Annotated in this window: 17 protein-coding genes and 1 tRNA gene; 3 read left to right on the forward strand and 15 right to left on the reverse strand. The window is 68.3% G+C overall.

Annotated features, from left to right (window positions below):
- Window positions 1-21: 21 nt before the first annotated feature.
- The gene (locus ACLHIH_RS08320) at window positions 22-483 is read right to left on the reverse strand and encodes a RidA family protein (protein ID WP_411316341.1); all 462 of its coding nucleotides are present in this window, start codon (window positions 481-483) and stop codon (window positions 22-24) included.
- Window positions 483-656, reverse strand: coding sequence for a hypothetical protein (locus ACLHIH_RS08325; protein ID WP_411316343.1), 174 nt, complete (start codon window positions 654-656; stop codon window positions 483-485). Before ACLHIH_RS08325 ends, ACLHIH_RS08320 begins: the two co-directional genes overlap by 1 nt.
- A 38-nt stretch (window positions 657-694) precedes the next feature.
- On the opposite strand from ACLHIH_RS08325, the gene ACLHIH_RS08330 reads away from it, so the two are divergent.
- From ACLHIH_RS08330 to ACLHIH_RS08340, 3 genes are all read left to right on the forward strand, one after another.
- Window positions 695-3232 carry a transglycosylase domain-containing protein gene (locus ACLHIH_RS08330; RefSeq protein ID WP_411316251.1) on the forward strand — a complete coding sequence of 846 codons (2538 nt, stop codon included), beginning with the start codon at window positions 695-697 and terminating at the stop codon, window positions 3230-3232.
- Window positions 3232-4197 (forward strand): metallophosphoesterase, encoded by a 966-nt coding sequence (locus tag ACLHIH_RS08335; RefSeq protein ID WP_411316342.1) that lies wholly within the window; start codon window positions 3232-3234, stop codon window positions 4195-4197. The genes ACLHIH_RS08330 and ACLHIH_RS08335 overlap by 1 nt, the downstream gene beginning before the upstream one ends.
- 32 nt (window positions 4198-4229) lie before the next feature.
- Window positions 4230-4303 (forward strand) — tRNA-Pro (locus tag ACLHIH_RS08340).
- 171 nt (window positions 4304-4474) lie between these two features.
- Here the strand turns inward: ACLHIH_RS08340 and ACLHIH_RS08345 are convergent.
- The 13 genes from ACLHIH_RS08345 to ACLHIH_RS08405 form a co-directional block, all read right to left on the reverse strand.
- Entirely contained in the window at window positions 4475-5098 is a 624-nt protein-coding gene (locus ACLHIH_RS08345) for a hypothetical protein (RefSeq protein ID WP_411316252.1), read from the reverse strand.
- Window positions 5099-5203: 105 nt separating this feature from the next.
- A complete protein-coding gene (locus ACLHIH_RS08350; protein WP_411316253.1) occupies window positions 5204-7069 on the reverse strand; it encodes a DUF4012 domain-containing protein in 1866 nt (621 codons plus the stop codon).
- Window positions 7066-7731: a thymidine kinase gene (locus tag ACLHIH_RS08355; RefSeq protein WP_411316254.1), complete on the reverse strand. Its 666-nt coding sequence runs from the start codon at window positions 7729-7731 to the stop codon at window positions 7066-7068. The genes ACLHIH_RS08350 and ACLHIH_RS08355 overlap by 4 nt, the downstream gene beginning before the upstream one ends.
- Entirely contained in the window at window positions 7731-8399 is a 669-nt protein-coding gene (locus ACLHIH_RS08360) for a response regulator (RefSeq protein WP_411316256.1), read from the reverse strand. Before ACLHIH_RS08360 ends, ACLHIH_RS08355 begins: the two co-directional genes overlap by 1 nt.
- A complete protein-coding gene (locus ACLHIH_RS08365) occupies window positions 8386-9558 on the reverse strand; it encodes a hypothetical protein (RefSeq protein WP_411316257.1) in 1173 nt (390 codons plus the stop codon). Before ACLHIH_RS08365 ends, ACLHIH_RS08360 begins: the two co-directional genes overlap by 14 nt.
- On the reverse strand, window positions 9555-10793 hold the full coding sequence (locus tag ACLHIH_RS08370; protein ID WP_411316258.1) for a sensor histidine kinase: 1239 nt from the start codon (window positions 10791-10793) through the stop codon (window positions 9555-9557). Before ACLHIH_RS08370 ends, ACLHIH_RS08365 begins: the two co-directional genes overlap by 4 nt.
- 208 nt (window positions 10794-11001) lie before the next feature.
- The gene (locus tag ACLHIH_RS08375; protein ID WP_411316259.1) at window positions 11002-12477 is read right to left on the reverse strand and encodes a malate:quinone oxidoreductase; all 1476 of its coding nucleotides are present in this window, start codon (window positions 12475-12477) and stop codon (window positions 11002-11004) included.
- Between the two features lie 99 nt (window positions 12478-12576).
- Entirely contained in the window at window positions 12577-13269 is a 693-nt protein-coding gene (locus ACLHIH_RS08380) for an SGNH/GDSL hydrolase family protein (protein WP_411316261.1), read from the reverse strand.
- 21 nt (window positions 13270-13290) lie between these two features.
- Window positions 13291-14352 carry an aspartate-semialdehyde dehydrogenase gene (locus tag ACLHIH_RS08385; RefSeq protein WP_411316262.1) on the reverse strand — a complete coding sequence of 354 codons (1062 nt, stop codon included), beginning with the start codon at window positions 14350-14352 and terminating at the stop codon, window positions 13291-13293.
- A complete protein-coding gene (locus ACLHIH_RS08390) occupies window positions 14349-15614 on the reverse strand; it encodes an aspartate kinase (RefSeq protein ID WP_411316263.1) in 1266 nt (421 codons plus the stop codon). The genes ACLHIH_RS08385 and ACLHIH_RS08390 overlap by 4 nt, the downstream gene beginning before the upstream one ends.
- Before the next feature lie 61 nt (window positions 15615-15675).
- Window positions 15676-16275, reverse strand: coding sequence for a recombination mediator RecR (gene recR, locus ACLHIH_RS08395; RefSeq protein ID WP_411316264.1), 600 nt, complete (start codon window positions 16273-16275; stop codon window positions 15676-15678).
- Between the two features lie 2 nt (window positions 16276-16277).
- Window positions 16278-18617, reverse strand: a complete 2340-nt coding sequence (locus ACLHIH_RS08400; protein ID WP_411316265.1) for a DNA polymerase III subunit gamma and tau — start codon at window positions 18615-18617, stop codon at window positions 16278-16280.
- Window positions 18618-18741: 124 nt separating this feature from the next.
- On the reverse strand, window positions 18742-23382 hold a 4641-nt coding region (locus tag ACLHIH_RS08405), incomplete at its 5' end, for an IPT/TIG domain-containing protein (protein ID WP_411316266.1).

Genomic DNA, 23382 nt, shown 5'->3' on the forward strand with positions numbered 1-23382 from the left:
CGAGCCCGCCGGGGGCGGTCTCTAGGCGAACTCGACGACGAGTTCGACCTCGACGGGTGCGTCGAGCGGAAGCACGGTGACACCGACGGCGCTGCGGGCGTGTGCGCCGACGTCGCCGAAGATCTCGCCGAGCAGCTCGGACGCACCGTTGATGACCCCGGGCTGCCCGGTGAAGTCGGGGGCGGATGCCACGAACCCCACCACTTTGACGACGCGCGTCACACGGTCGAGCGATCCGATGACGGATTCGACGGCCGCGAGGGCGTTGAGCGCGCAGGTCGCGGCGAGCGACTTCGCGTGGTCGGGATCGACCGTCGACCCGACCTTGCCCGTCGCGGCGAGCGCCCCGTCGACCATGGGGAGCTGCCCCGCGGTGAAGACGAGGTTTCCGCTCACGACGGCGGGCACGTAGGCGGCGACGGGGGCGACGACCGCGGGGATCTCGAGCCCGAGTTCGGAGAGCCGCGACTCGATCGAGGCCATCACTCGCCGCCGGTCTTCTCGCGCTTGAGGTAGGCGACGAGGCCGCCTTCGGGGCCCGTCACGACCTGCACGAGCTCCCAGCCCTGGTCGCCCCAGTTGTTCAGAATCGCTGCGGTGTTGTGGATCATCAGGGGGGTGGTCAGGTACTCCCACGTGGTCATCTCGGCATCCATTCAGTCAGATTTGGCGGGCGTCGCTTACTCTTGATGATATGTCTGCCCAAAACACCAAGCCTGTCGGCGTGCTCGGGGCCCTCGCCGGTCTGGTCGGGTTGAGCGCTCTCGCAGGCGTCCTCGTGACCGCGATGGTCACCCCCGCTCTCGCCGTGACGAGCATGACGGCGCAGAGCACCGTCGGCATCTTCGACGACCTCCCCGACTACGTGGAGATCAACCAGCAGTCTCAGCGCAACACACTGTGGGCGCTCTCGGGCGGCAAGCAGGTCCCGTTCGCCGAGGTCTTCAATCAGGACCGCGAAGAGGTCGCGTGGGACGACGTCTCGCAGAACGTCAAGGATGCCGCGGTCGCCGCGGAAGACGTGCGTTTCTACGAGCACGGCGGCGTCGACCTCGCGGGGATCACGCGTGCGGCGCTCAACAACGTCACGGGCGGTGACCTCCAGGGCGCATCGACCATCTCGCAGCAGTACGTCAAGAACGCCGCCATCCAGGACGCCCAGAACGCGCCGACGCCCGAAGAGCGCGACGCGCTCGTTCTCGAGGCGCAAGACAACTCGATCGACCGCAAGCTGCGCGAAGCGAAGCTCGCCATCGGTCTCGAGAAGCGCTACACGAAGCAGGAGATCCTGCTCGGCTACCTCAACATCGCCGGGTTCGGCGGCAACACCTACGGCATCGAGGCCGCCGCTCAGCGGTACTACTCCACGTCGGCTGCAGACCTGAACATCGCGCAGGCCGCGAGCCTCATCGCGATCGTCCAGCAGCCCAACCTGCGCAGCCCCAACGACCCCGACAACTGGGAGCGCAACCAGACGCGGCGCGACGTCATCATCGGCACGATGCGTGACGAGGGGATGATCACTCAAGACGAGTACGAGCGCGCGACGAGTTCGACCGTCAACGAGAACTCCATCAAGCTGTCGGCCCCGGCGAGCGGGTGCAACTACGCCACCGGAGCCAAGCAGTTCTGCGACTACGTCGTGCGCAACGTCCCCAACCTCGAGGCCCTGGGAGCCACCCCCGAAGACCGCCAGGCCGCGTGGACCAAGGGCGGCTACGACATCTACACGACGATCGACCTCGATCAGAACGCGCACGCCGAAGGTGTCCTCGCCGCGAACGCTCCCGCGAACGAGACCCGGTTCGCTCTCGGCGCGGCCGCATCGACCATCCAGGTCGGCACAGGCCGCATCGTCGTCATGGCGCAGAACAAGCCGTTCGACAACTCCGAGGTGCCGGAAGACCCCACATCGACGGCCGTCAACTTCAACACCGACCGTGACTACGGCGGATCGTCGGGCTTCCAGTCCGGTTCGTCGTACAAGCTCTTCACGCTCGTCGACTGGCTCAAGAACGGTCGCGGGCTCAACGAATTCGTCGACGGAACCCAGCGGGAGTACACCGCGGCGCAACTTCCCGCCGCGTGCTCGCCGGGCAACGCGACCTACACCGTGCGCAACGACGGCGGTGGCAACGCCGGTCGGATGTCGGTGACGCAAGCGACGGCGGGCTCGGTCAACGCGGCCTTCTACGACATGGCGTCAGAACTCGACCTGTGCGAGATCCGCGACACGGCCGTATCGATGGGCGTCCACCGGGCCGACGGCGGCGAGCTGCAGACGTTCGCCCCCATGGTTCTCGGAACCGACGAGGTCGCGCCCCTCACAATGGCGAACGCCTACGCGACCGTCGCGAGCGGCGGCATCCTGTGCCAGCCGATCGCCGTCGACCGCGTCGTCGACCCCGACGGCAACGAGCTCGTCGGTCAGGAGCAGGACTGCGCGCGGGCCATCTCGCCGGAGGTCGCGGCAGCGGCCGCCACCGCGCTCCAAGCCGTCATGAACGGCGGGACCGGTTCGGCCGCCAACCCCTACGACGGAACACCGCTCATCGGAAAGACCGGAACGGCCGACGCCTTCCACACCTGGATGATCTCGTCGAGCGTCAACCTCGCGACCGCGGTCTGGGTCGGCAACATCCAGGGGCAGCAGTCGCTCCGTGCGATCACCGTCGCGGGCCAGACTGCTGCGAGCGCGCGCTGGCCGATCATGAACAGCATCCTGCAGTCGCTGCACACGAACCCGTCGTATGCGACTCAGACCGGCTTCCCCGAGCCCCCGACGAACCTCCAGCGCGGCCTCACGCAGGCTGTGCCGGATGTCGCGGGCCAGAGCCCTCAGGCCGCACAAGCGCTCCTCGAGGGTGTGGGCCTCGAGTTCGCGCTCGGACAGCCCGTCGCCTCCGACCTCCCCGAGGGCCAGATCGCGTCGTCGAGTCCCGGAGCGGGAGCTCAGGTCTCGCGGGGCTCCGTCGTCGAGGTCAATCCGAGTGACGGGTCCCAGTCGGTCGAGATGCCGAGCCTCAATGGTCGTTCGCCGAGTGAAGCCGTGTCGCTGTTGCGTCGGGCCGGATTCGATCGCGGCAACATCACCGTCGAGTTCGCCGCGGGCGGCACCGAGTGCGAGATCAGCAGCAGCTCGCCCGCCGCGGGCGAAACGGTCTCGACCGAAGACGGCGTGACGATCACGGTCGGTCGGGGAGACTCGGACGAGCGGCCCGACTGCTCGTGATCTCGCGGTCGCGATCCGCGGTCGTCGCGGCGGCCTCCGTCGCCGCGGCCGGCGCGGGGGCACTCGCGTGGGGGGCTCTCGTCGAGAGGAACGCCTTCACGGTTCGTCACGAGACCGTCCCCGTGCTCGCGCCGGGAGCGCGGCCCATCACGGTGCTACACCTCTCCGACATCCACATGGCCCCGTGGCAACGCTCCAAGCAGGAGTGGTTGCGCGGGCTCGCGGTCTTCGAACCCGACCTCATCGTCAACACCGGTGACAACCTCGGTCATGCAGACGGCATCGCCGGGGTGCGCGAAGCCCTGGAGCCGTTCTCGGGAGTTCCCGGGGTCTTCGTGCACGGGTCGAACGACTATCACGGACCCTCGGCCAAGAACCCGCTGCGATACTTCGCGGGCCCGTCGAGCGTGCCCGACCGAGCCCCGTCGCGCCTCGATACGGCGAGCCTCGACGCGGTGTTCGACGAGTTCGGCTGGCTCTCCCTCGACAACACCGCTCGAGCGATCTCGATGAAGGGCTCGAAGTTCGAGTTCGTCGGAGTCGACGACCCGCACATCGGGCTCGACCGCCTCGACAAGATCCCCGGCGCGCTCGACGAGTTGCGGGAGAACGTCGGCTGGCAGTCCGATCTCACGGGCTCCGATGTCGTGACCATCGGCGTGACACACGCCCCCTATCGCCGCGCTCTCAATTCGCTCGTCACCAACGGCGCCGAGCTGATCTTCGCGGGACACACCCACGGTGGGCAGGTGTGCGTGCCGGGGTATGGCGCCCTCGTGACCAATTGCGACATCCCGCGCGACCAGGTCAAGGGCCTGAGCCTGTGGCATCACGCGTTGCGTGCGGCCTACCTCAACGTCTCCGCGGGACTCGGCACGTCGATCTACGCCCCCGTGCGTTTCGCGTGTCGTCCCGAAGCCGTCGTCGTGACCCTCACGGGTGACGATGTGGGCTATTCTGGGTAGAAGCACGGTCGGTCGCGATCGACGGTGTTGATCGGGGTGTGGCGCAGCTTGGTAGCGCGCTTCGTTCGGGACGAAGAGGTCGTGGGTTCAAATCCCGCTACCCCGACATCAGCACGACACGAATCGCCCTCCTCCGGGAGGGCGATTCGCTCGTTAACGGCTACGCGACCGAGGTCGGCGCACGGCCGACAACCGGCAGATCCCGCCCAGTGCACGGGCGGTGGAAACGGCGAAGGGCCGCACACGATTCGTGTGCGGCCCTTCGGGGTTCAGCGTGCTACTCGGTCTGGTGACGACGCGAGAGCGAACGCACGGCGAGCAGGATGAGACCGAACGCGAGAGCCGCGCCACCGGTCACACCGAGGATCGTCGCGACGCTCGAGCCCGTGAAGGCGAGCTCGTCGGTCTGAGAGTCGGCGGCGACGGCGACGGGGCTCGAGTCGGTCACGGCGACGGTCACGCCACCGCACGATCCGTCGGACATGCCGTCGACCGAGAGGGATCCCGACGACGTGAGCGGGGCGGTGACCTCGACGGTCATCGAACCGTTGGCGGCTGCCGCCGTCGAGAGGGTTCCCGCGGCGGAACCGGTTGCCGCAACGATGTCAGCCGATTCGGCCGACACCCCCGCGACGGCGACGGTCACGTCGGCGTCAGGAGTGAAGTATCCGTCGCTCCACGTGACCGCGAAGGTCTCGCCGGGGGCGACCGAGTAGGAGTCTGCCGCCACGAGGCGCCCGTTAGCGTACTCCTCGTCGATCGGCTGCTCGACGACGACTCCGCCGACGCCGACGCCGCAGTGGCTCTCGGGCTGTGTGGCGGGGGCGGCCATGGCTGCTGTGGGCGCCGCGAGCGCGGCGATGAAGGCCACGCTGAGCGCGGCAATAGTGGGTCGAAGCATCTTCGGGTGATCCTCGTGTTTGGTTATGCGCGCTAGGGACGCGTTCGGGTTCTCGGTTGGGTGTGCGCGAGTGTTGGGTGACACTCGGGCCCGAGATTCGCCATACTACCCCGAAGTTCCGCAATCGCGTGAGGAAATTCTCGTCGGCACCTCGCGAATGAGGGGAGTCACCGTGATGACGGGGTCTGTTGCGCCGTCGGTCGCCGCATCGGCCACCTCGGGAGGAGTCTGTCGAGAGAGCTCGAGTGCGAACTCTACGCTCACCGAGGCCGACGTGGTCGGGGGGAGATCGACGATCACTTGCACCGCGGGTCGGCCGAGGTGCTCGACGGTCTGCGCGTCGGTCGGCGCCCCGTCGACCTCCACCGTCGTCACGCGCGAGCCGACCGGTCCGTAGACGATCGCGCGCGTGCGCACGGTGCCGCGCTCCACACCGAAGACTCCCCCGGCCGTGACGCGCTCCGGTAGGCTCGTGCCCCCGTCGAGCGGCACGCTCGACGCGAGATCGACAGTCGTCGCGTAGGTCGCGAGGCTCTCCGCGTTGCACGCGTCGACATCGAGGCTCACGTCGGCGTCGAGGTAGATGCCGAGCTTCGCCCCCGTCGCGTCGTTGAAGTACACCCCGATCGCCGTCGCGCCGTCGTTCGTCGCCGGCAGGCCCCCCGCGAGAGTCGTTCCGGCGAGGCGTGCCTGCTCGTCGTCGCGAGCGTTCCAGAGCAGGATGCGGTGTTCCGCACCCCCGCGCGCGAGCGCATCGGCGAGGGCGGCAGGGTCGAGCGAGTCGGTCGAGAGCGTGTCGAAGACGGCGCGCGCGGCATCCGCGAACACGAGATCCTGCGTGTCGGGATCGGGGTATCGCGCGTAGACGTCCGAGAGCAGGAACGGCACGGCGTTGTCGGAGTCGATGACGTCGCCGGTCGAGAGCTCCACGGGGCCGGATGCCTCGAGGAGGTAGCTCAGGAGCACAGGGTCGACGGCGATGACCCCGTCGACGTCGACGCCGTACTGGCGCTCCCACATCGCGGCGATCGCCTCGGCCGCCGTCGCGAAGTCGGGCGTGGAGTTGGTGTTCTGCATGAGGCGCGCGGTGAGACCGCCGTAGAGACTCTGTGTCGCCGCATCGACGTCGATCACGGGATCGGGGTAGGTCGGAAAGGACTCGGCGGATGCTTGCCCCGTGAGCTCGAAGCGGCCGTCCGACGTCGAGACGAGCGCGAGCGAACCCGGTAGCCCCCCGGTCGCCCGCACCTCGGCGTTGTTCTGGAACACGAGCACGTAGTTGCGGTCGCCGTCCGCCCCGAGCGCGGCCGGGAGGAGATCGGCTGCCCGCGACGCCGAGGAGACGAGGGTCGAGGCCTCGGCGAGCACCGACTCGAGTTCGTCGACGGCGTCACCGACCGGCGAGACCACACGCGAGGTGTCGACCGACCGCACGGCGCCCACGGCGCGCTCGAACGAGCGGTCGGCCGCGGTGAGCACGGGCGCGATGCGCTCGAGTGCCTCGATGTCGATCCGGCCGTCGACGGGCAGCAACGCCTCCACGGAGATCGCCTCAGGATCGCCCACGAGGGGCACGAGAGCGTTGCGGGTCACCTCGTCGAGGCTCGTGATGACCGTGCGGAACGCCTCGAGGTTGGGCCCGACGAACGGCAGCGTGGTCGCGAGCGCGAAGACGGGATCCGAGGTCAACCGCTCCGCGGACACGACGCGCGTCTCGACGTCGCGCACGGCTGCGGCCGCCCCGTCGACGTCGCCCGCGAGGATCGCGGAGCGCGCGACCTCGGCCGCCGGGAGGGCGCCCTCGAGCTCGCCTCGAGCCGCGAGGGAGCGGAATGCGACCCACGCGACGGCCACCGCGAGAACGACGACGACGATGATCGCCGCGAGGAGTGCGCGGCGCCGCCACGGCTGGCGCCCCGCCGAACCGGCGACGACTCCCCCCTCACCCTGGGGCAGCGCTGCCTCGGTCACGCGAAGTCGGGATCGGGTGCGGCGCGATAGCTGAACTCGGCCACGCCGCGGCGACCACTCGTCAACGTGCCGCCGCTCTCGTCGAGGTAGCACGCGCCGCAGAGCGACTCGTAGGCCACATCGACGCCGTCGATCGCCACCTGATCACCGTCGAAGACGAACCGGTCACCGACGCGTCGCGCGTTGAACACGGCCTTGCGGCCGCACCGGCAGATGGTCTTGAGCTCTTCGAGCGAGTGCGCGACCTCGAGCAGGCGCCTGCTCCCCGGAAAGGCCGCGGTCTGAAAATCGGTGCGGATGCCGTAGGCGAGCACCGGAACGTCGTCGAGGATAGCGATGCGTAGGAGGTCGTCGACCTGCGACTCGGTCAAGAACTGCGCCTCGTCCACGAGGAGGCAGCTGACCCGGTCGCCGGTCTCGGCGCGCACCCTCGCCGTCTGCGCCGCGACGAGATCGGCGACGCTGTCGTCGGGAGCGATGACGAAGTCCACGGGGCGCCCGACACCGAGCCTCGAGATGATGGCGGTGTCGCCCTTGGTGTCGATGCGGGGCTTGGCGAGCAGCACGTGCTGGCCGCGCTCCTCGTAGTTGTACGCCGCCTGCAGCATCGCCGTGCTCTTGCCGCTGTTCATCGCGCCGTACCGGAAGTAGAGCTTGGCCACTAGGTGAGATATCCGTCCTCGGCGGCTCTGCGGGTGAGGTCCGCCTTCTTGCTCGCCGGTCTGTCGGCCTTCGCGTATTTCTCGCGGACGCGCCGAATGTATGTCTTCGCGGTCTCGTACTGGACGTTCATCGCGCGAGCGACTTCGACCGTGCTCGAGCCCGACACGTAGAGCCTAAGGGCTTCGGCCTCCCCCGCACTCAACCGCGGGCGCACCGGTCCGACCGCACCGCTCGGGAGAGGCCGCCAGTCGGTCGCCTGGTGGGGGCCGCGCTCGAGCCCCATGACCGCGCGGGCGCCGTCCATGACCTCACGCATGGGAGCCGATTTAAGCAGGAAGGCCGATGCGCCCGCTGCGAGCGCCCGGTCACGCGCCTCGGTCGTGTCGAGGCTCGTGATGACGATGACCTTGGCGCCCGCAGCACGGCACGTGCGCACGCGCGCCTCGATCGAGACCTTCTCTTTGAGCTGGAAGTCGATGAAGACGAGGTCGGTCGGAAAGTTGTTGCTGTGCACGAGCTCTAGCCACGTGTGCGCGCTCAGCACGAGGTCGAAGTCGGGGGCGTTGCTGCGGATCCACGAGCTCATACTGTCGAGCAGCATCTCGTGGTCGTCGAGGATCGCGAGGCGCGTGCGTCTCGCCTCCGCGGAAGGATCAGCCTTGGTCAATTCGGAACCTCGCAATGATCGTGCCTGGCGTGACGTCGACGTTCAACGCCGGAAAGGCGATTCGGAGAACGGCGAAGACGGCGTCGTAACGGGAGTGGATGTCGTGGGCCGTCGCCCCGAGGGCGACGGAGATCACGCAGAACGGGCGATCGAGTCTCTTGGTGAGCCGCACGGCGATCCGATCGAGGCTCTGGTCGCCGTCGAGCTCGATGAAGAGTGCCCGGATGGCGCGGCGCTGGGTTTCACTGAACGAGTCGGCGAGCCCGTGCCGGTCGTCGACGACGTGGGGCCACTCCCCCGATCGCACGACGCTGCCGAGCGCGAGGTCGAGCCAGCTGCGTCCGGCCTCCGAAACCATGATGCCGCGGATGTCGTCGGATATCGCTCGCGCGCGCTCACGATCCGAGGCCGTGATCTGACCGCGCTTGATCACCTCGTCGAAAAAGGGGGAGACGTCTCGACCGAGCACGCTCACGCGATCACGCTGCACCGATTTGATGACCGCCGCGGTGACGTCGCCGAGTTCCGCCGCCGCGACCGTCTTCTCCTCGAGGTTCTGTCGCTCGAGCGACGCGATGATGATCGCCGTCGAGGCCGCGACACCGAGGGCGACGCACACGAGCGGTGCCACGACGATGACGACGAAGGCGACGGCCGGGGCATCCGTTGCGGCGGCGTCGCTCTTGATCCACGTGATGGCACCGATCGCGGTCGCCGAGGTCAACGAGAAGACGAGGATCTCGCCCACGGGGCGGTACGCGCCGATCGCGACGATGAGGAGCGCGAGGCTCAGCGCGGGCCAATCGTCGCGAACCCACGGGTCGACACCGCGGAGGCCCCACGCGAGGATGACCGCCGCCGCGATCACGAGCGCGTGCACGGTCACGTGCGAGAGCCGCGTGAAGGGTGCCCGGAGGGGGTTCGACCCGACGGCGACCACGAGCGCTGCGAGAGCGAGCACGCTGAGGGCGAGCAATTCGTATTCGAGGCCGGCCACCCCGACGCCGTCGTCGCGAGTGCGGCTCACGATCGTGACGCCTCCGGCCCACACGACGGATCCGATCGCGAGGATGACACTCGGAATGTGGGAACCCGTCGTCACGGCGGGGTCGACCTGCTGGCGGGTTCGCTCGAATCGCGCGCCGTGCCCCGCCGTCACGACCTCTCCTCGAAGCTCGGCGTTGCGCTCATCGGCCGGGTCGCCTCGAGGGGCGCAGTCGCCTCGAGGGGCACGTCGAGGATGATGGATGTCCCCTCCCCCGGTGTGCTCCAGATCTGCGTCGACCCTCCGAGACGGTCGATGCGGCCGCGAACAGATCCGCTGATGCCGAAGCGGTCCGATCCGACCGCGGCCTCGTCGAACCCGCGACCGGTGTCGATGACCATGACGATGACGCTGTCGTCGGCGGCGTGCACCGCGACCTCGGCGCGATCCTGACCCGAGTGCACACGCACGTTCACGAGGCACTGCTTGACGGCGAGCGAGAGTTCGGCGAGCCGGCCCGAAGGCAACCGCAGAGCCGCGAGGGGATCTCCGCTGAGCTCGACCGTGAGCCCCGATCTCTCGACCTCGGTGACGGCGCGGTAGAGGACGCTGTCTTCCCATTCCGCGACGAGAGTGGAGCTGGTCGATGACTCCGAGAGCCACCCTTCTCCGAGGATGGTCGCGCGGTCGTACTCGATCTGCCGCGCGAGATCGGGGTCGAGGGGTCCGTCGGGCGCGTGCGCGATCGCCGCGAGGTGGCTCAGGACGGTGTCGTGCAGGAGGGCCGCGGCTTTCGCCTCGACGCGCGCCCGCGCGGTCGCGGCGACCTCGTCGTGGGCGGCCTGACGAATGGGGGCGATCGAGAACGCGTCGCGCCGGTTGCCGATCCACGCGAGCGTGAGGAGCACGAGCGACAGGGCGTAGGCGTAGGTGACGAGCGACCAGAACGGGTACACCTCGCCGGTGCCGAGGAGGGCGATGACCCCCGCGGCCGTTCCCGCGAGATAGCCCGCGGTGTTCCAGATCGCCGCGTCGCCGAGCCGTCGTCGGGGTGATCCGACGAGAACGAGGGCGACGTGGGGCAGCGTCACCGCGATGACGTCGAAGAACTCGTTCTCGCTGACATACGGGGCGAAGGTGCCGACGTAGGCCCAGACGGCGAACGATCCCACGACGAGGTAGGCGACCCCCGACATCCAGGACCGCGTCCACACGAGAAGACCGAGACACGCGAGCGTCGCGACGAGAAGACTCGACTTGAGCAGGATCGGGAGGCCGCTGTCGGAGGCGGCGAACACGAGGGCGACGACGAGAGACGCGACGAGGGCCATCGACGCTGTCGCTCGAGATCCGGCGGCGAATGCCCGACCGAGGAGCGGCCCGTCGATGGTGCGCACTTCGTCGCTCACGTGCGCTCCTGTCCGACTCGTCGACGATTCGGGCGCTGACGACCCGTTCGCCCCACGCTAACCCACTCAGCCGACGAACGATGTACCCCGTTCTGGGCATGCTCACGGCGAGATCACACGTCGGGCGGGCGATGGGGCCGAACGAGAAGCCTCGGCACGTCCCCCATTTGGCCGCCCGACGTCACACGTCGGACCTCCTACAGGTGCGTCAGGCGATGGAGAGCGCCGACTCCGTCGATCGCAGGGTCGTCTTCGCGCGCGTGGCGTCGTCGGACAGGAGGGTGCCGTAGCTCGGGATCATCGCCGTGATGGCGGGAGTCCACTCGGCGATGTGGTCGGGAAAACACCGCTCGAGCACGGTGAGCATGATCGGCACGGCCGTCGAGGCACCGGGCGAGGCCCCGAGCAGTCCCGCGATGGTTCCGTCAGACGCGGCGACGACCTCGGTGCCGAACTGGAGCACCGCACCCTTCTCGGCGTCCTTCTTGATGACCTGCACCCGCTGGCCCGCCGTGATCTGGTACCAGTCGGCCGGGTCCGCCCTGGGAACGAACTCGCGGAGGGCGTCGAACTTGGCTTTCTTCGACGCCGCGACCTGCTTCACGAGATACCAGGTGAGGTCGAGGTTGTCTTTCGCGACAGTGAGCATCGGGATGATGTTGTGGGGCCGGATCGACAGGAAGAGGTCGAGGAGCGACCCGGTTTTGAGGAACTTGGGGCTGAACCCCGCGTACGGCCCGAACATGAGGCTCGCCTCGCCATCGACGACGCGCGTGTCGAGGTGGGGAACCGACATGGGCGGGGAACCGACGGCCGCTTTGCCATAGACCTTCGCACTGTGCTGCGCGACCACCTCGGGCTTGTCGGTGCGGAGGAACTGCCCACTGACCGGGAAACCGCCGAACCCGCGGATCTCCGGTATGCCGGACTTCTGCAGAAGTGAGAGCGCCCCACCGCCCGCGCCGACGAAGACGAAGCGCGCGTGCACGGTCGACCTCGTGGTGCCGACCTCGTCGCGGAGCCCGAGCCGCCACAGACCGCTGCGCTCCTGCTTGAGCGACGTGACCGAGGTCTCCGTCTTGAGCGACCCGCCGTTGCCCGTCACGTAGGAGAACAGTCCCCGGGTGAGGGCTCCGAAGTCGACGTCCGTGCCCACGTCGATGCGCGTCGCCGCGATCGGTTGGTTCTTCGCCCGGCCGGGGATCATCGACGGGACCCAGGATCGGATGACCTCGGCGTCTTCGCTGTACTCCATGCCGGAGAAGAGGGGGTGGTCCGCAAGAGCGTCGAACCTCGCGCGCAAGTAGGCGACATTCGATTCGCCCCAGACGAAGCTCATGTGCGGAACGGGGTTGATGAACGCCGTGGGGTCGGGCAGCACGCCGTCGTTGACGAGGCTCGACCAGAACTGTCGTGAGATCTGGAACTGCTCGTTGACCTTCACGGCGCTCGAGATGTCGATCGACCCGTCCGGGCGCTGGGGCGTGTAGTTGAGCTCGCACAGCGCCGAGTGCCCCGTGCCCGCGTTGTTCCACGGGTTCGACGATTCGAGGGCCACGTCGCTCAATCGCTCGTAGACCGCGATCGACCAGTCCGGTTGAAGCTTCGTGATGAGGGCGCCGAGAGTGGCGCTCATGACTCCTCCGCCGATCAGGGCGACGTCGACCGGCTCAGCTGTGCTCATGACCCCAGTTTACGTTCCGAGACTGTGTCCGTCGGCCGTGAAAAGCCTCCGCATCGTCTCTCGCACGGCTCCCCCGCCCCGTCGTCGCGGTCTCGCGCATCACAGTCCGAGATCGACGAGCGCCGCATCCATGAGCTCGGCCATGTGGGCGTACCCCGCGTCGTTCGGGTGCAGACCGTCGGGCGCCATGAACTCGTCTTGACCCCGGATCCACGTCGATGCCCCGGGGATGTAGTCGGCATCGATCGCCGCTGCGGCGTCGCGCACCCACCCGATGATCGTCTCGACAGAGTCGGGGCGCTCCTCGGTGTACCAGAACGGCTCCACGACGATGAAGCGCGCGTCGGGCAGACCCTCGGTCAGGCGATCGAAGTCGCGCGTGATCTGCGTCTCGATGTCGGCTGCGGCGCGGTCGTACGAGAAGTTGTCGTTGAGCCCCATCGTGACGAACACGATGTCGGGATCCTCCGCGATGATGAGCGCGGGGAGGTCGTCGCCGTCGAATGACTGCCGATTGTTGACGAAGCCGAGCCCGTTGACGCTCGGATTGAACTCGGTCCACCCGCGGTCCTCGGCGATGCGGGTCGACCACCGCTCCGCGGGATCGCTCGCCCCCGTGCCGAGAGTGTAGGAGTCGCCGTAGAACGCGACGACGGGCGCGTTCGGGTCGACGACGGCATCCGCGTCTCCCGAGTCGTCACCGGGCAGCAGGAGAGGGACCACGACGGCTCCGATGAGTGCGACGAGACCGAGCGTCACCCCGAGGGCGAGAAGCGTGCGGCGAGAGGGCATGGTGGTGGTTCGGCGTGGCCGTCAGTTCCGTTTGTCGGCGATGAGTTCGGCGATCTGCACGGCGTTGAGCGCAGCACCCTTGCGCAGGTTGTCGTTGCTGATGAAGAGCGCGAGCCCGCGACCGTCGGGAACCCCCTCGTCGGAGCGGATGCGACCGACGTAGCTGTCGTCGCGACCGGCCGCGTCGAGCGGCGTCGGCACGTCGGCGAGGGTCACCCCGGGCGCACCCTCGAGCAGCTCGTGCGCTCGCTCGACCGAGATCGGCGCCGCGAACTCGGCGTTGATCGAGAGCGAGTGGCCCGTGAAGACGGGCACGCGCACGCACGTGCCGCTCACGAGCAGGGCGGGCAGACCCAGGATCTTGCGGCTCTCGTTGCGGAGCTTCTTCTCCTCGTCGGTCTCGAAGAGTCCGTCGTCGACGATCGACCCCGCGAGCGGGACGACGTCGAACGCGATCGTGCGAGGGAAGGTCACCGGCTCCGGGAACTCGACGGCGCGCCCGTCGTGCACGAGCCCGAGGGTGTCGCCCGCGAGCGCGGCTCGCGACTGCTCGAGGAGTTCTTCGCCCCCCTTGAGCCCTGCGCCGGAGACCGCCTGGTAGGTGCTCACGATGAGACGCTCGAGCCCCGCCTCCTCGTGAAGCACCTTGAGCACGGGCATCGCCGCCATGGTCGTGCAATTGGGGTTCGCGATGATGCCCTTGACGGCGTCGTCGACGGCCTCGGGGTTGACCTCGCTCACGACGAGGGGAACCTCGGGGTCCATGCGGAACCCCGACGAGTTGTCGATGACGGTCACCCCCGCGGCAGCGAAGCGCGGCGCCTGGGCCTTCGAGGTCGTCGCCCCCGCAGAGAAGATCGCGATGTCGAGCCCCGCGGGGTCCGCCGTCGCGGCGTCTTCGACGATGACGTCGACCCCGCCGAAATCGAGCGATGTGCCGGCCGACCTGGCCGAGGCGAAGAACCGGATCTCGGCGATGTCGAGACCGCGCTCGAGAACGAGCGTGCGCACGACCGCACCGACCTGTCCGGTCGCGCCCACGACACCGAGACGGATGCCCGTGGTCGACTCGAGGGCGGTCATCGGCCGGTCCCGGCGTAGACGACCGCTTCGACGTCGCCGTCGAGGTCGAACGCGCGGTGCACGACGCGCACGGCCTCGTTGATCGTGTCGGCGCGCGTGACGACGGAGATGCGGATCTCGCTCGTCGAGATCATCTCGATGTTGATTCCCGCGTCGAACAGCGCCGTGAAGAGCTTGGCGGAGACACCCGCGTTCGTGCGCATCCCGGCCCCTACGAGCGCGAGCTTGCCGATCTGGTCGTCGTATTGGAGCGAGTCGAAGCCCACGGCGTCGTGCGCTGCCTCGAGAGCGCGGATGACCGCACCACCCTCGGATTTCGGGAGCGTGAACGAGATGTCGGTTTTGCCGGTCGCCGCGACCGAGACGTTCTGCACGATCATGTCGATGTTGGAGTCGGTCGACGCGACGATCGTGAAGATCTGCGCGGCCTTCCCCGGGATGTCGGGAACCCCGACGACCGTGATCTTGGCCTCGCTCAGGTCGGCGGCGATGCCGGCGATGATCGGCTCTTCCATCGGTGCTCCATCCTCGGGGTTCAGCACGAGAGTGCCTTCGGTGTTGTTGAACGACGACCGTACGTGCAGCGTGACTCCGTGCCGGCGCGCATATTCCACGGCGCGGATATAGAGCACCTTGGCTCCCGCTGCGGCGAGCTCGAGCATCTCCTCGCTCGTGATGCGATCGATCTTGCGGGCTGTCGGCACGACGCGCGGGTCGGCCGTGAAGATTCCGTCGACGTCCGTGTAGATCTCGCACACGTCGGCGTCGAGCGCGGCGGCGAGGGCGACGGCCGTCGTGTCGGACCCGCCGCGGCCGAGCGTCGTGATGTCTCCCGTGCCCCGATTGAACCCCTGGAAGCCGGCGACGATCGCGACCGCGCCGACGTCGAGTGCTTCGCGAACGCGCCCCGGGCTCACGTCGACGATGCGCGCGCGACCGTGGCGGGCATCCGTGATCATTCCGGCCTGACTGCCCGTGTAGCTCCGAGCCTCGAGGCCGAGGCCCTTGATCGCCATGGCGAGGAGCGCCATCGAGATGCGCTCCCCCGCGGTGAGGAGCATGTCGAGTTCTCGGCCGGACGGCATCGGGGTCACGCTCTCGGCGAGGTCGACGAGCTCGTCGGTCGTGTCGCCCATCGCCGAGACCACGACGACGACGTCGTGCCCGGCTTTGCGCGTCTCGACGATCCGCTTCGCCACTCGCTTGACGCCCTCGGCGTCGGCGACGGACGAACCGCCGTACTTCTGCACGATCAAACTCACGCGGACTCCTCGTGGGTGGGTGGGGCCTTCGCGGCCGACAACCGATTCTAGTGTTCGGTCGTCAGTGTTCGACTGTGCGTCGACCCTCGAAAGCCCGACCGAGGGTGACCTCGTCGGCGTATTCGAGGTCGCCGCCCACGGGCAGACCGGAGGCCAGTCGCGAGACGGTGAGCTCCATGTGCATGAGAAGCCGCGAGAGGTAGGTCGCGGTCGCTTCGCCCTCGAGGTTGGGGTCGGTCGCGATGATGACCTCGGTCACGGTGCCGTCGGCGAGACGCTGCATGAGCTGACGGATGCGCAAGTCGTCGGGTCCGATGCCGTCGATGGGCGAGATGGCGCCCCCGAGCACGTGGTACAGCCCGCGGAACTCTCGCGTGCGCTCGATCGCCACGACGTCTTTCGCCTCTTCGACGACGCAGATGGTCGCGAGCGAGCGGCGAGGGTCACGACAGATTCCGCACGTCTCCTGCTCGGAGACGTTGCCGCACACGGCGCAGAACCGCACCTTCTCTTTGACGTCCATGAGCACTTGCGCGAGCCGCGTCACGTCGAAGGTCTCGGTCTGCAGGATGTGGAACGCGATGCGCTGAGCCGACTTCGGACCGACACCCGGGAGGCGGCCCAGTTCGTCGATGAGCTCTTGGACGATTCCCTCGTACACGGTCAGTCACCCCTCGGTGTGACGCGCGGGGCGACGCTGAGCTCTTCGATGAAGCTCGCGCCCAGGATCTCGCGCACGACGGACTCTCCGTAGCGTCGCTTGTCGAGCTCGGGGCGCGCGGGCGCACGCGGGGCAGCTCGAGGGGCGGGTTCCTCTCGGGCGGGCGGGGCGGCAGGTGCGGCTGCTCCTGCTCCCGCTCCCGCGGGAGGAGTGGCACCGACGATGGGGGAATCGTCGGGCTCGAACTCCGGCTCGGGCTCACGGTCGGCCTCGTCGACGGGCTCCGGAACGACGATCGGCTCGCGAGTCGCTGCGGAGGCTGCCCCGGCCGAGCGCAACGGCTCCGGCGCCCGGTTGGCCGCGGGTGCTGCCTCCCTCGTGTCGGAGTCGGAAGCGGAACCGGGGTCGGAACCGGGCACGGCGACGGTCGCCCACGTCGTGGCCGGCGCCGCCGTCGCGGTGTGCAATGGCGGCGTCTGGGCTCGCCGTGTCGGGGCTGCAGGCGTCTGGGCCGCCGGCGTCTGCACTGGCGGCGCAGACGCCACGCCCGCCGCATCGTCGTTCACCGGCGCGACGTCGGGCTGCGAGAGCGCGGGGGCAGAATCCCGCTTGGCCGAGGCATCCACTCTCGCGACGAACTTGACCCTGAGGCCGAGCACCTCGACGATCGCGTTGCGGAGGTATTCGCTCACGCCGTGACCCGCGGTCTGCTGCTTGAAGCTCGTGACGTCGTTCTCGCTCACGAACGAGAGGTAGAGCACGTCGTCGCGCAGATCGAGCACGTGTGCCGTGTAGACGACCATCCACGCGGCCCGCTTGGCCTTCTGCACGGCCTCGAGGATCTCGGGCCACGCGTCTTTGACGTGCTGCAGGGTCACGGGGGCTGCCGGGGCCACGGGGGCCGGCGCGTCGGGGGCATCCTCGTGAACGTCGGCGACGGATGTCGGTTGCACGGGCTCGACGGGCCGGTCAGGCTCCCCGGCGGGCGGGACAGCGGGTGCGGCGGCGGCCTCGACCTCGACCTCGACCTCGACGGGAGGCTCGGCGGGAGGCTGTTGCGGGGCGGGCTGTCGGCTGGCGAGCTGTTCGCTGGCCCGCTGTTCGCTGGCAGGGGCCGGCACGGCTGCCCGAACGGATGCGGGCGGCGCTGCACCTTCGGGGCTCTCGATCCCGATGCGGCGCTCGAGGCGCTCCACTCTCGCGAGGGCGCCGCGCTCGGTCTCGTCGCTCGCGGGCACGAGAACCCGCGCGATCATCAGTTCGAGATGCAGTCGCGGCGACGTCGCGCCCGTCATCTCGGTGAGGGCCGCGTTGACGACGTCGGCCGCCCGACTCAGCCCAGCGGTGCCGAACATCGCGGCCTGCTGCGACATCCGATCGAGTTCTTCGGGTTCGACCCCCCGCAGCACGGAGGCGGCCGCGTCGAGTGACCCGCCGAACGACACGGCGCCGACGATCACGAGGTCGCGCAGTCGTTCGAGGAGGTCCTCGACGAAGCGGCGGGGGTCTTGGCCGGTCTGGATCACGCGGTCGACGGCGGCGAACGCCGCGGCGGCGTCCCGGGACCCGAGAGCGTCGACGACCTCGCTCAAGAGGGCTCCGTGCGTGTAGCCGAGAAGGGCGACCGCTCGCTCGTATTGCACGGTCGTGGTGTCGGATCCCGCGATGAGCTGATCGAGCAGCGAGAGTGTGTCTCGCACGCTTCCGCCACCCGCACGCACGACGAGGGGGAGCACGCCCGCCTCGACCTCGACCTTCTCGCTCTCGCACAGCTGCTGGAGGTACTCGAGCATCTGCGCCGGTGGCACGAGCCGGAAGGGGTAGTGGTGGGTGCGCGAACGGATGGTGCCGATGACCTTGTCTGGCTCGGTCGTCGCGAAGATGAACTTGATGTGCTCCGGTGGTTCTTCGACGATCTTGAGCAGGGCGTTGAAGCCCTGGGGGGTGACCATGTGCGCTTCGTCGAGGATGAAGATCTTGTAGCGGTCCCGCGCGGGCGCGAAGACGGCGCGCTCTCGCAGATCACGTGCGTCGTCGACGCCGTTGTGGCTCGCGGCGTCGATCTCGACGACGTCGAGGGAGCCCGCACCGTCGCGGCTCAACTCGACGCAACTGGGGCACACGCCGCACGGGGTGTCGGTGGGGCCCTCGACGCAATTGAGGCAGCGCGCGAGGATTCGGGCGGATGTGGTCTTGCCGCACCCTCGAGGCCCGCTGAAGAGGTAGGCGTGGTTGACGCGATCCGAACGCAGCGCGGTGCGCAGCGGGTCGGTCACTTGAGATTGCCCGATCAACTCGGCGAAGGTTTCGGGCCGATACCGGCGATAGAGAGCTGTGACCACGGTCTACAGCGTACTCGCGGCGTGCGACACGACAGGGCGAGCGCACACAGGGGAAGCCCGTGCGAGTGGGGTTCGCACGGGCTTCCGGTCTGTGCCGACGATGCGGCGTGGGGATGGGGCGCGATCAGCCGCGGGCGGCCTCCCGGAGGCCTCTGCGGCGAACCGTCGCGAGCGCGAACCCGAGCAGGAGCAACGCGAGGGCGAGGGTTCCGAGTGCCCCGCCATCCGACCCTGTTGTCGCGAGGACCGGCGGCGTGGATCCCGAGCCGCCCGCCGGTGCCGAATCACCGGGCGTCTGCCCGCCTGGGGTCGGGCCATCCGGGGTCGGCGCGGCTCCGAACGTGAAGCCGTCGGCGACCACGACCGTGTCGCATCCGGGGGCCCCGATCACACTCACGTCGACCGTTCCCGACCCGGCGGGCGTCACCGCTTCGATCCGGGTGTCGGAGAGCACCGTGAACGATGCAGCCGACGTGTCACCGAAGAGCACGTCCGTCGCACCCGTGAAACACGTTCCCGTGATGATGACCGTGGTCCCTCCGGTCTCCGGACCGGCGTCGGGCGTCACCGACGGAACGTCGTCGACCGTGCCGTCGTCGAAATGCTCGAAGTCGAGCGGGTTCGACGGTCCGACGGCCGTCTCGACGACGACGTCGTGGAGGTCGGGATCGTTCGGTGCGGTCACCGCCGTGATGACGGTGTCGGAGAGCACGGTGAACCGGAGCACCGGCACGCCACCGATGGTCACGTCGGTCGTGCCCGTGAAGCCGCTTCCCGTGATGGTCACGGTCGTGCCACCTGATGCGGGACCGCGGTCAGGAGTGAGGGAGAGGGCGAGTGGCGCGGGCGTTTCGATGTAGGTGAAGTCGAGGGGATCCGAATCCCCATTCGGACTCACCACCACCACATCAACGGTGCCCGCCGTGCCTGCGGGGCTCGTCACGACGATCTCCGTGTCAGACACGACCTCGAACTCCGTGCCCGCAACACCGTCGAACGTCACCCCCGTCGCACCCGTGAAATCGGTGCCCGTGATCGTCACGATCGTGCCCCCAGCCTCGGGACCACTCTCCGGATCCAACGACACAGCCGACGCCGCAGGCTCGAACTCGAACCCGTCCTCGATCGTCCCCTCACCACACTCACCGAGACCCACGACCGTGACATCGACGACACCCGTGCCCGCCGGAACGACCGCCGTGATCTCCGTGTCAGACAGGACCTCGAAACTCGTCGCCGACACCCCACCGAACAGAACATCCGTCGCACCCGTGAAACACGACCCGACAATGGTGACCTCGACGCCCCCAGCCTCCGGACCCGAACCCGGCTCCACCTCATCGACCGTCGTCACCGCGAAATACGTGAAATCGACCGGAGCAGACGACCCTGCAGGCGACAGCACGACCACATCCACGACACCCACCGGATTCGCCGGCGACGTCACGACGATCTCCGTGTCAGACACGACCTCGAACTCCGTGCCCTCGACACCGTCGAAGGTGACACCGGTCGCACCCGTGAAATCGGTGCCGGTGATCGTCACCTCGGTGCCGCCGACCTCAGGGCCCCGATCGGGATCGATGTCCGCGACGGCCGGGACCACGACGTAGGTGAAGTCGATCGGCGCCGAGTCGGCATCCGGCGTGACCACGACCACGTCGACGGTTCCCGCCGTGCCCGCGGGGCTCGTCACGACGATCTCCGTGTCGGAGACGACCTCGAAGTCCGTGCCCTCGACACCATCGAACGTCACACCCGTCGCACCCGTGAATCCAGTGCCGACGATCGTCACCCCGGTGCCACCCGCCTCCGGGCCACTGTCAGGATCGATCTCGACGATCACCGGAACCGCGAAGTAGGTGAAGTCGACCGGAACAGAATCGCCATCGGGGTGCAACACCACGACATCGACCGGTCCGACGGGGTTCGCGGGAGTGGTAACGAGGATCTCGGTGTCGGAGACGACCTCGAAGTCCGTGCCCTCGACACCATCGAACGTGACACCCGTCGCACCCGTGAAGTCGGTGCCCGTGATCGTCACCTCGGTGCCGCCGACCTCAGGGCCCCGATCGGGATCGATGTCCGCGACGACCGGAACCACGACGTAGGTGAAGTCGATCGGCGCCGAGTCGGCATCCGGAGTGCTGACGACGACATCCGCGATTCCGGCAGTGCCGGCGGGGCTCGTGACCGTGATCTCGGTGTCGGAGACGACCTCGAAGTCCGTGCCCTCGACACCGTCGAACGTCACACCCGTAGCACCCGTGAATCCAGTGCCGGTGATCGTCACCTCGGTGCCGCCCGCCTCCGGGCCACTGTCAGGATCGATCTCGACGGCAACCGGGACCGCGAAGTAGGTGAAGTCGAGAGGCGCCGAATCGACGTCCGGAGTGATCACGACGACCTCCGCGACACCCGTGCCCGCCGGCGACGTCACGGTGATCTCGGTGTCGGAGACGACCTCGAAGTCCGTTCCCTCGACACCGTCGAAGGTGACACTCGTCGCATCGGTGAACCCCGTGCCCGTGATCGTCACGACCGTGTCACCGGCTTCCGGGCCACGATCCGGGTCGAGCTCCGCGATCACGGGAACCGCGAAATAGGTGAAGTCGAGAGGCGCCGAGTCGACGTCGGGAGTGATGACGACGACATCCGCGACACCCGTGCCGGGCGGCGACGTCACGGTGATCTCGGTGTCGGAGACGACCTCGAAGTCCGTGCCCTCGACACCGCCGAAGGTCACGCCGGTCGCGGCGCTCAAGCCCGTGCCCGTGATGGTGACGATCGTGTCACCGGCTTCCGGGCCACGATCGGGGTCGAGTTCGGAGATGACCGGCACGGCGAAGTAGGTGAAGTCGACAGGTTCGGACGACACGTCGGGTGTGACGACGACGACTTCCACGACACCCGTGCCCGCCGGCGACGTCACGACGATCTCGGTGTCGGAGACGACCTCGAAGTCCGTGCCCTCGACACCGTCGAACGTCACACCGGTCGCGCCGGTGAAGCCCGTGCCCGTGATCGTCACGACCGTGTCACCGGCTTCCGGCCCGCGGTCGGGGTCGAGCTCCGCGATCACGGGAACAGCGAAGTACGTGAAGTCGAGAGGCGCCGAGTCGACATCAGGAGAGATGACGACGACATCCACGACACCCGTGCCCGCCGGCGACGTCACGGTGATCTCGGTGTCGGAGACGACCTCGAAGTCCGTGCCCTCGACACCGCCGAAGGTCACGCCGGTCGCGCCGGTGAAGTTCGTTCCGATGATCGTGACCTCAGTGCCACCCGCCTCGGGGCCGGTGTCCGGGTCGATGAGCACGATCACCGGGAGCGCGAAGTAGGTGAAGTCGACCGGAGCCGAATCGACATCGGGAGAGAGGACGACGACATCCACGGTTCCCGCCGTGCCGGCGGGGCTCGTCACGGTGATCTCCGTGTCGGAGACGACCTCGAAGTCCGTGCCCTCGACACCGTCGAAGGTCACACCCGTGGCATCGGTGAAGCCCGTGCCCGTGATGGTCACCCCGGTGCCTCCGGCCTCGGGTCCACGATCGGGATCGAGGTCGGCGATCACGGGCACGGCGAAGTAGGTGAAGTCCACCGGAGCCGAGTCGACGTCGGGAGAGAGGACGACGACATCCGCGGTGCCGGCCGTGCCTGCGGGGCTCGTCACGGTGATCTCCGTGTCAGACACGACCTCGAAGTCCGTGCCCTCGACACCGCCGAAGGTCACACCGGTCGCCCCCGTGAACCCGGTGCCGACGATCGTCACCTCGGTGCCACCGACCTCCGGTCCGCGGTCGGGATCGATCTCGACGGCGACCGGGATCGCGAAGTAGGTGAAGTCGACCGGAGCAGAGTTTCCGTCGGGGTGCAGCACCACGACGTCGACCGTGCCCGCCGGGTTCGCGGGAGTCGTGACGGTGATCTCGGTGTCGGAGACGACCTCGAAGTCCGTTCCCTCGACACCGTCGAACGTCACCCCGGTTGCACCCGTGAAGTCGGTGCCCGTGATCGTCACCTCGGTGCCCCCGACCTCGGGACCGCGGTCGGGATCGATCTCGGCGACCGCGGGAACCACGATGTAGGTGAAGTCGAGGGGATCCGAATCCCCATTCGGACTCACCACCACCACATCAACGGTGCCCGCCGTGCCTGCGGGGCTCGTCACGACGATCTCCGTGTCAGACACGACCTCGAACTCCGTGCCCGCAACACCGTCGAACGTCACCCCCGTCGCACCCGTGAAATCGGTGCCCGTGATCGTCACGATCGTGCCCCCAGCCTCGGGACCACTCTCCGGATCCAACGACACAGCCGACGCCGCAGGCTCGAACTCGAACCCGTCCTCGATCGTCCCCTCACCACACTCACCGAGACCCACGACCGTGACATCGACGACACCCGTGCCCGCCGGAACGACCGCCGTGATCTCCGTGTCAGACAGGACCTCGAAACTCGTCGCCGACACCCCACCGAACAGAACATCCGTCGCACCCGTGAAACACGACCCGACAATGGTGACCTCGACGCCCCCAGCCTCCGGACCCGAACCCGGCTCCACCTCATCGACCGTCGTCACCGCGAAATACGTGAAATCGACCGGAGCAGACGACCCTGCAGGCGACAGCACGACCACATCCACGACACCCACCGGATTCGCCGGCGACGTCACGACGATCTCCGTGTCAGACACGACCTCGAACTCCGTGCCCTCGACACCGTCGAAGGTGACACCGGTCGCACCCGTGAAATCGGTGCC

Origin of the sequence: Marisediminicola sp. LYQ134, assembly GCF_046599635.1 — a bacterium.
Classification (GTDB): Bacteria; Actinomycetota; Actinomycetes; order Actinomycetales; family Microbacteriaceae; genus Marisediminicola.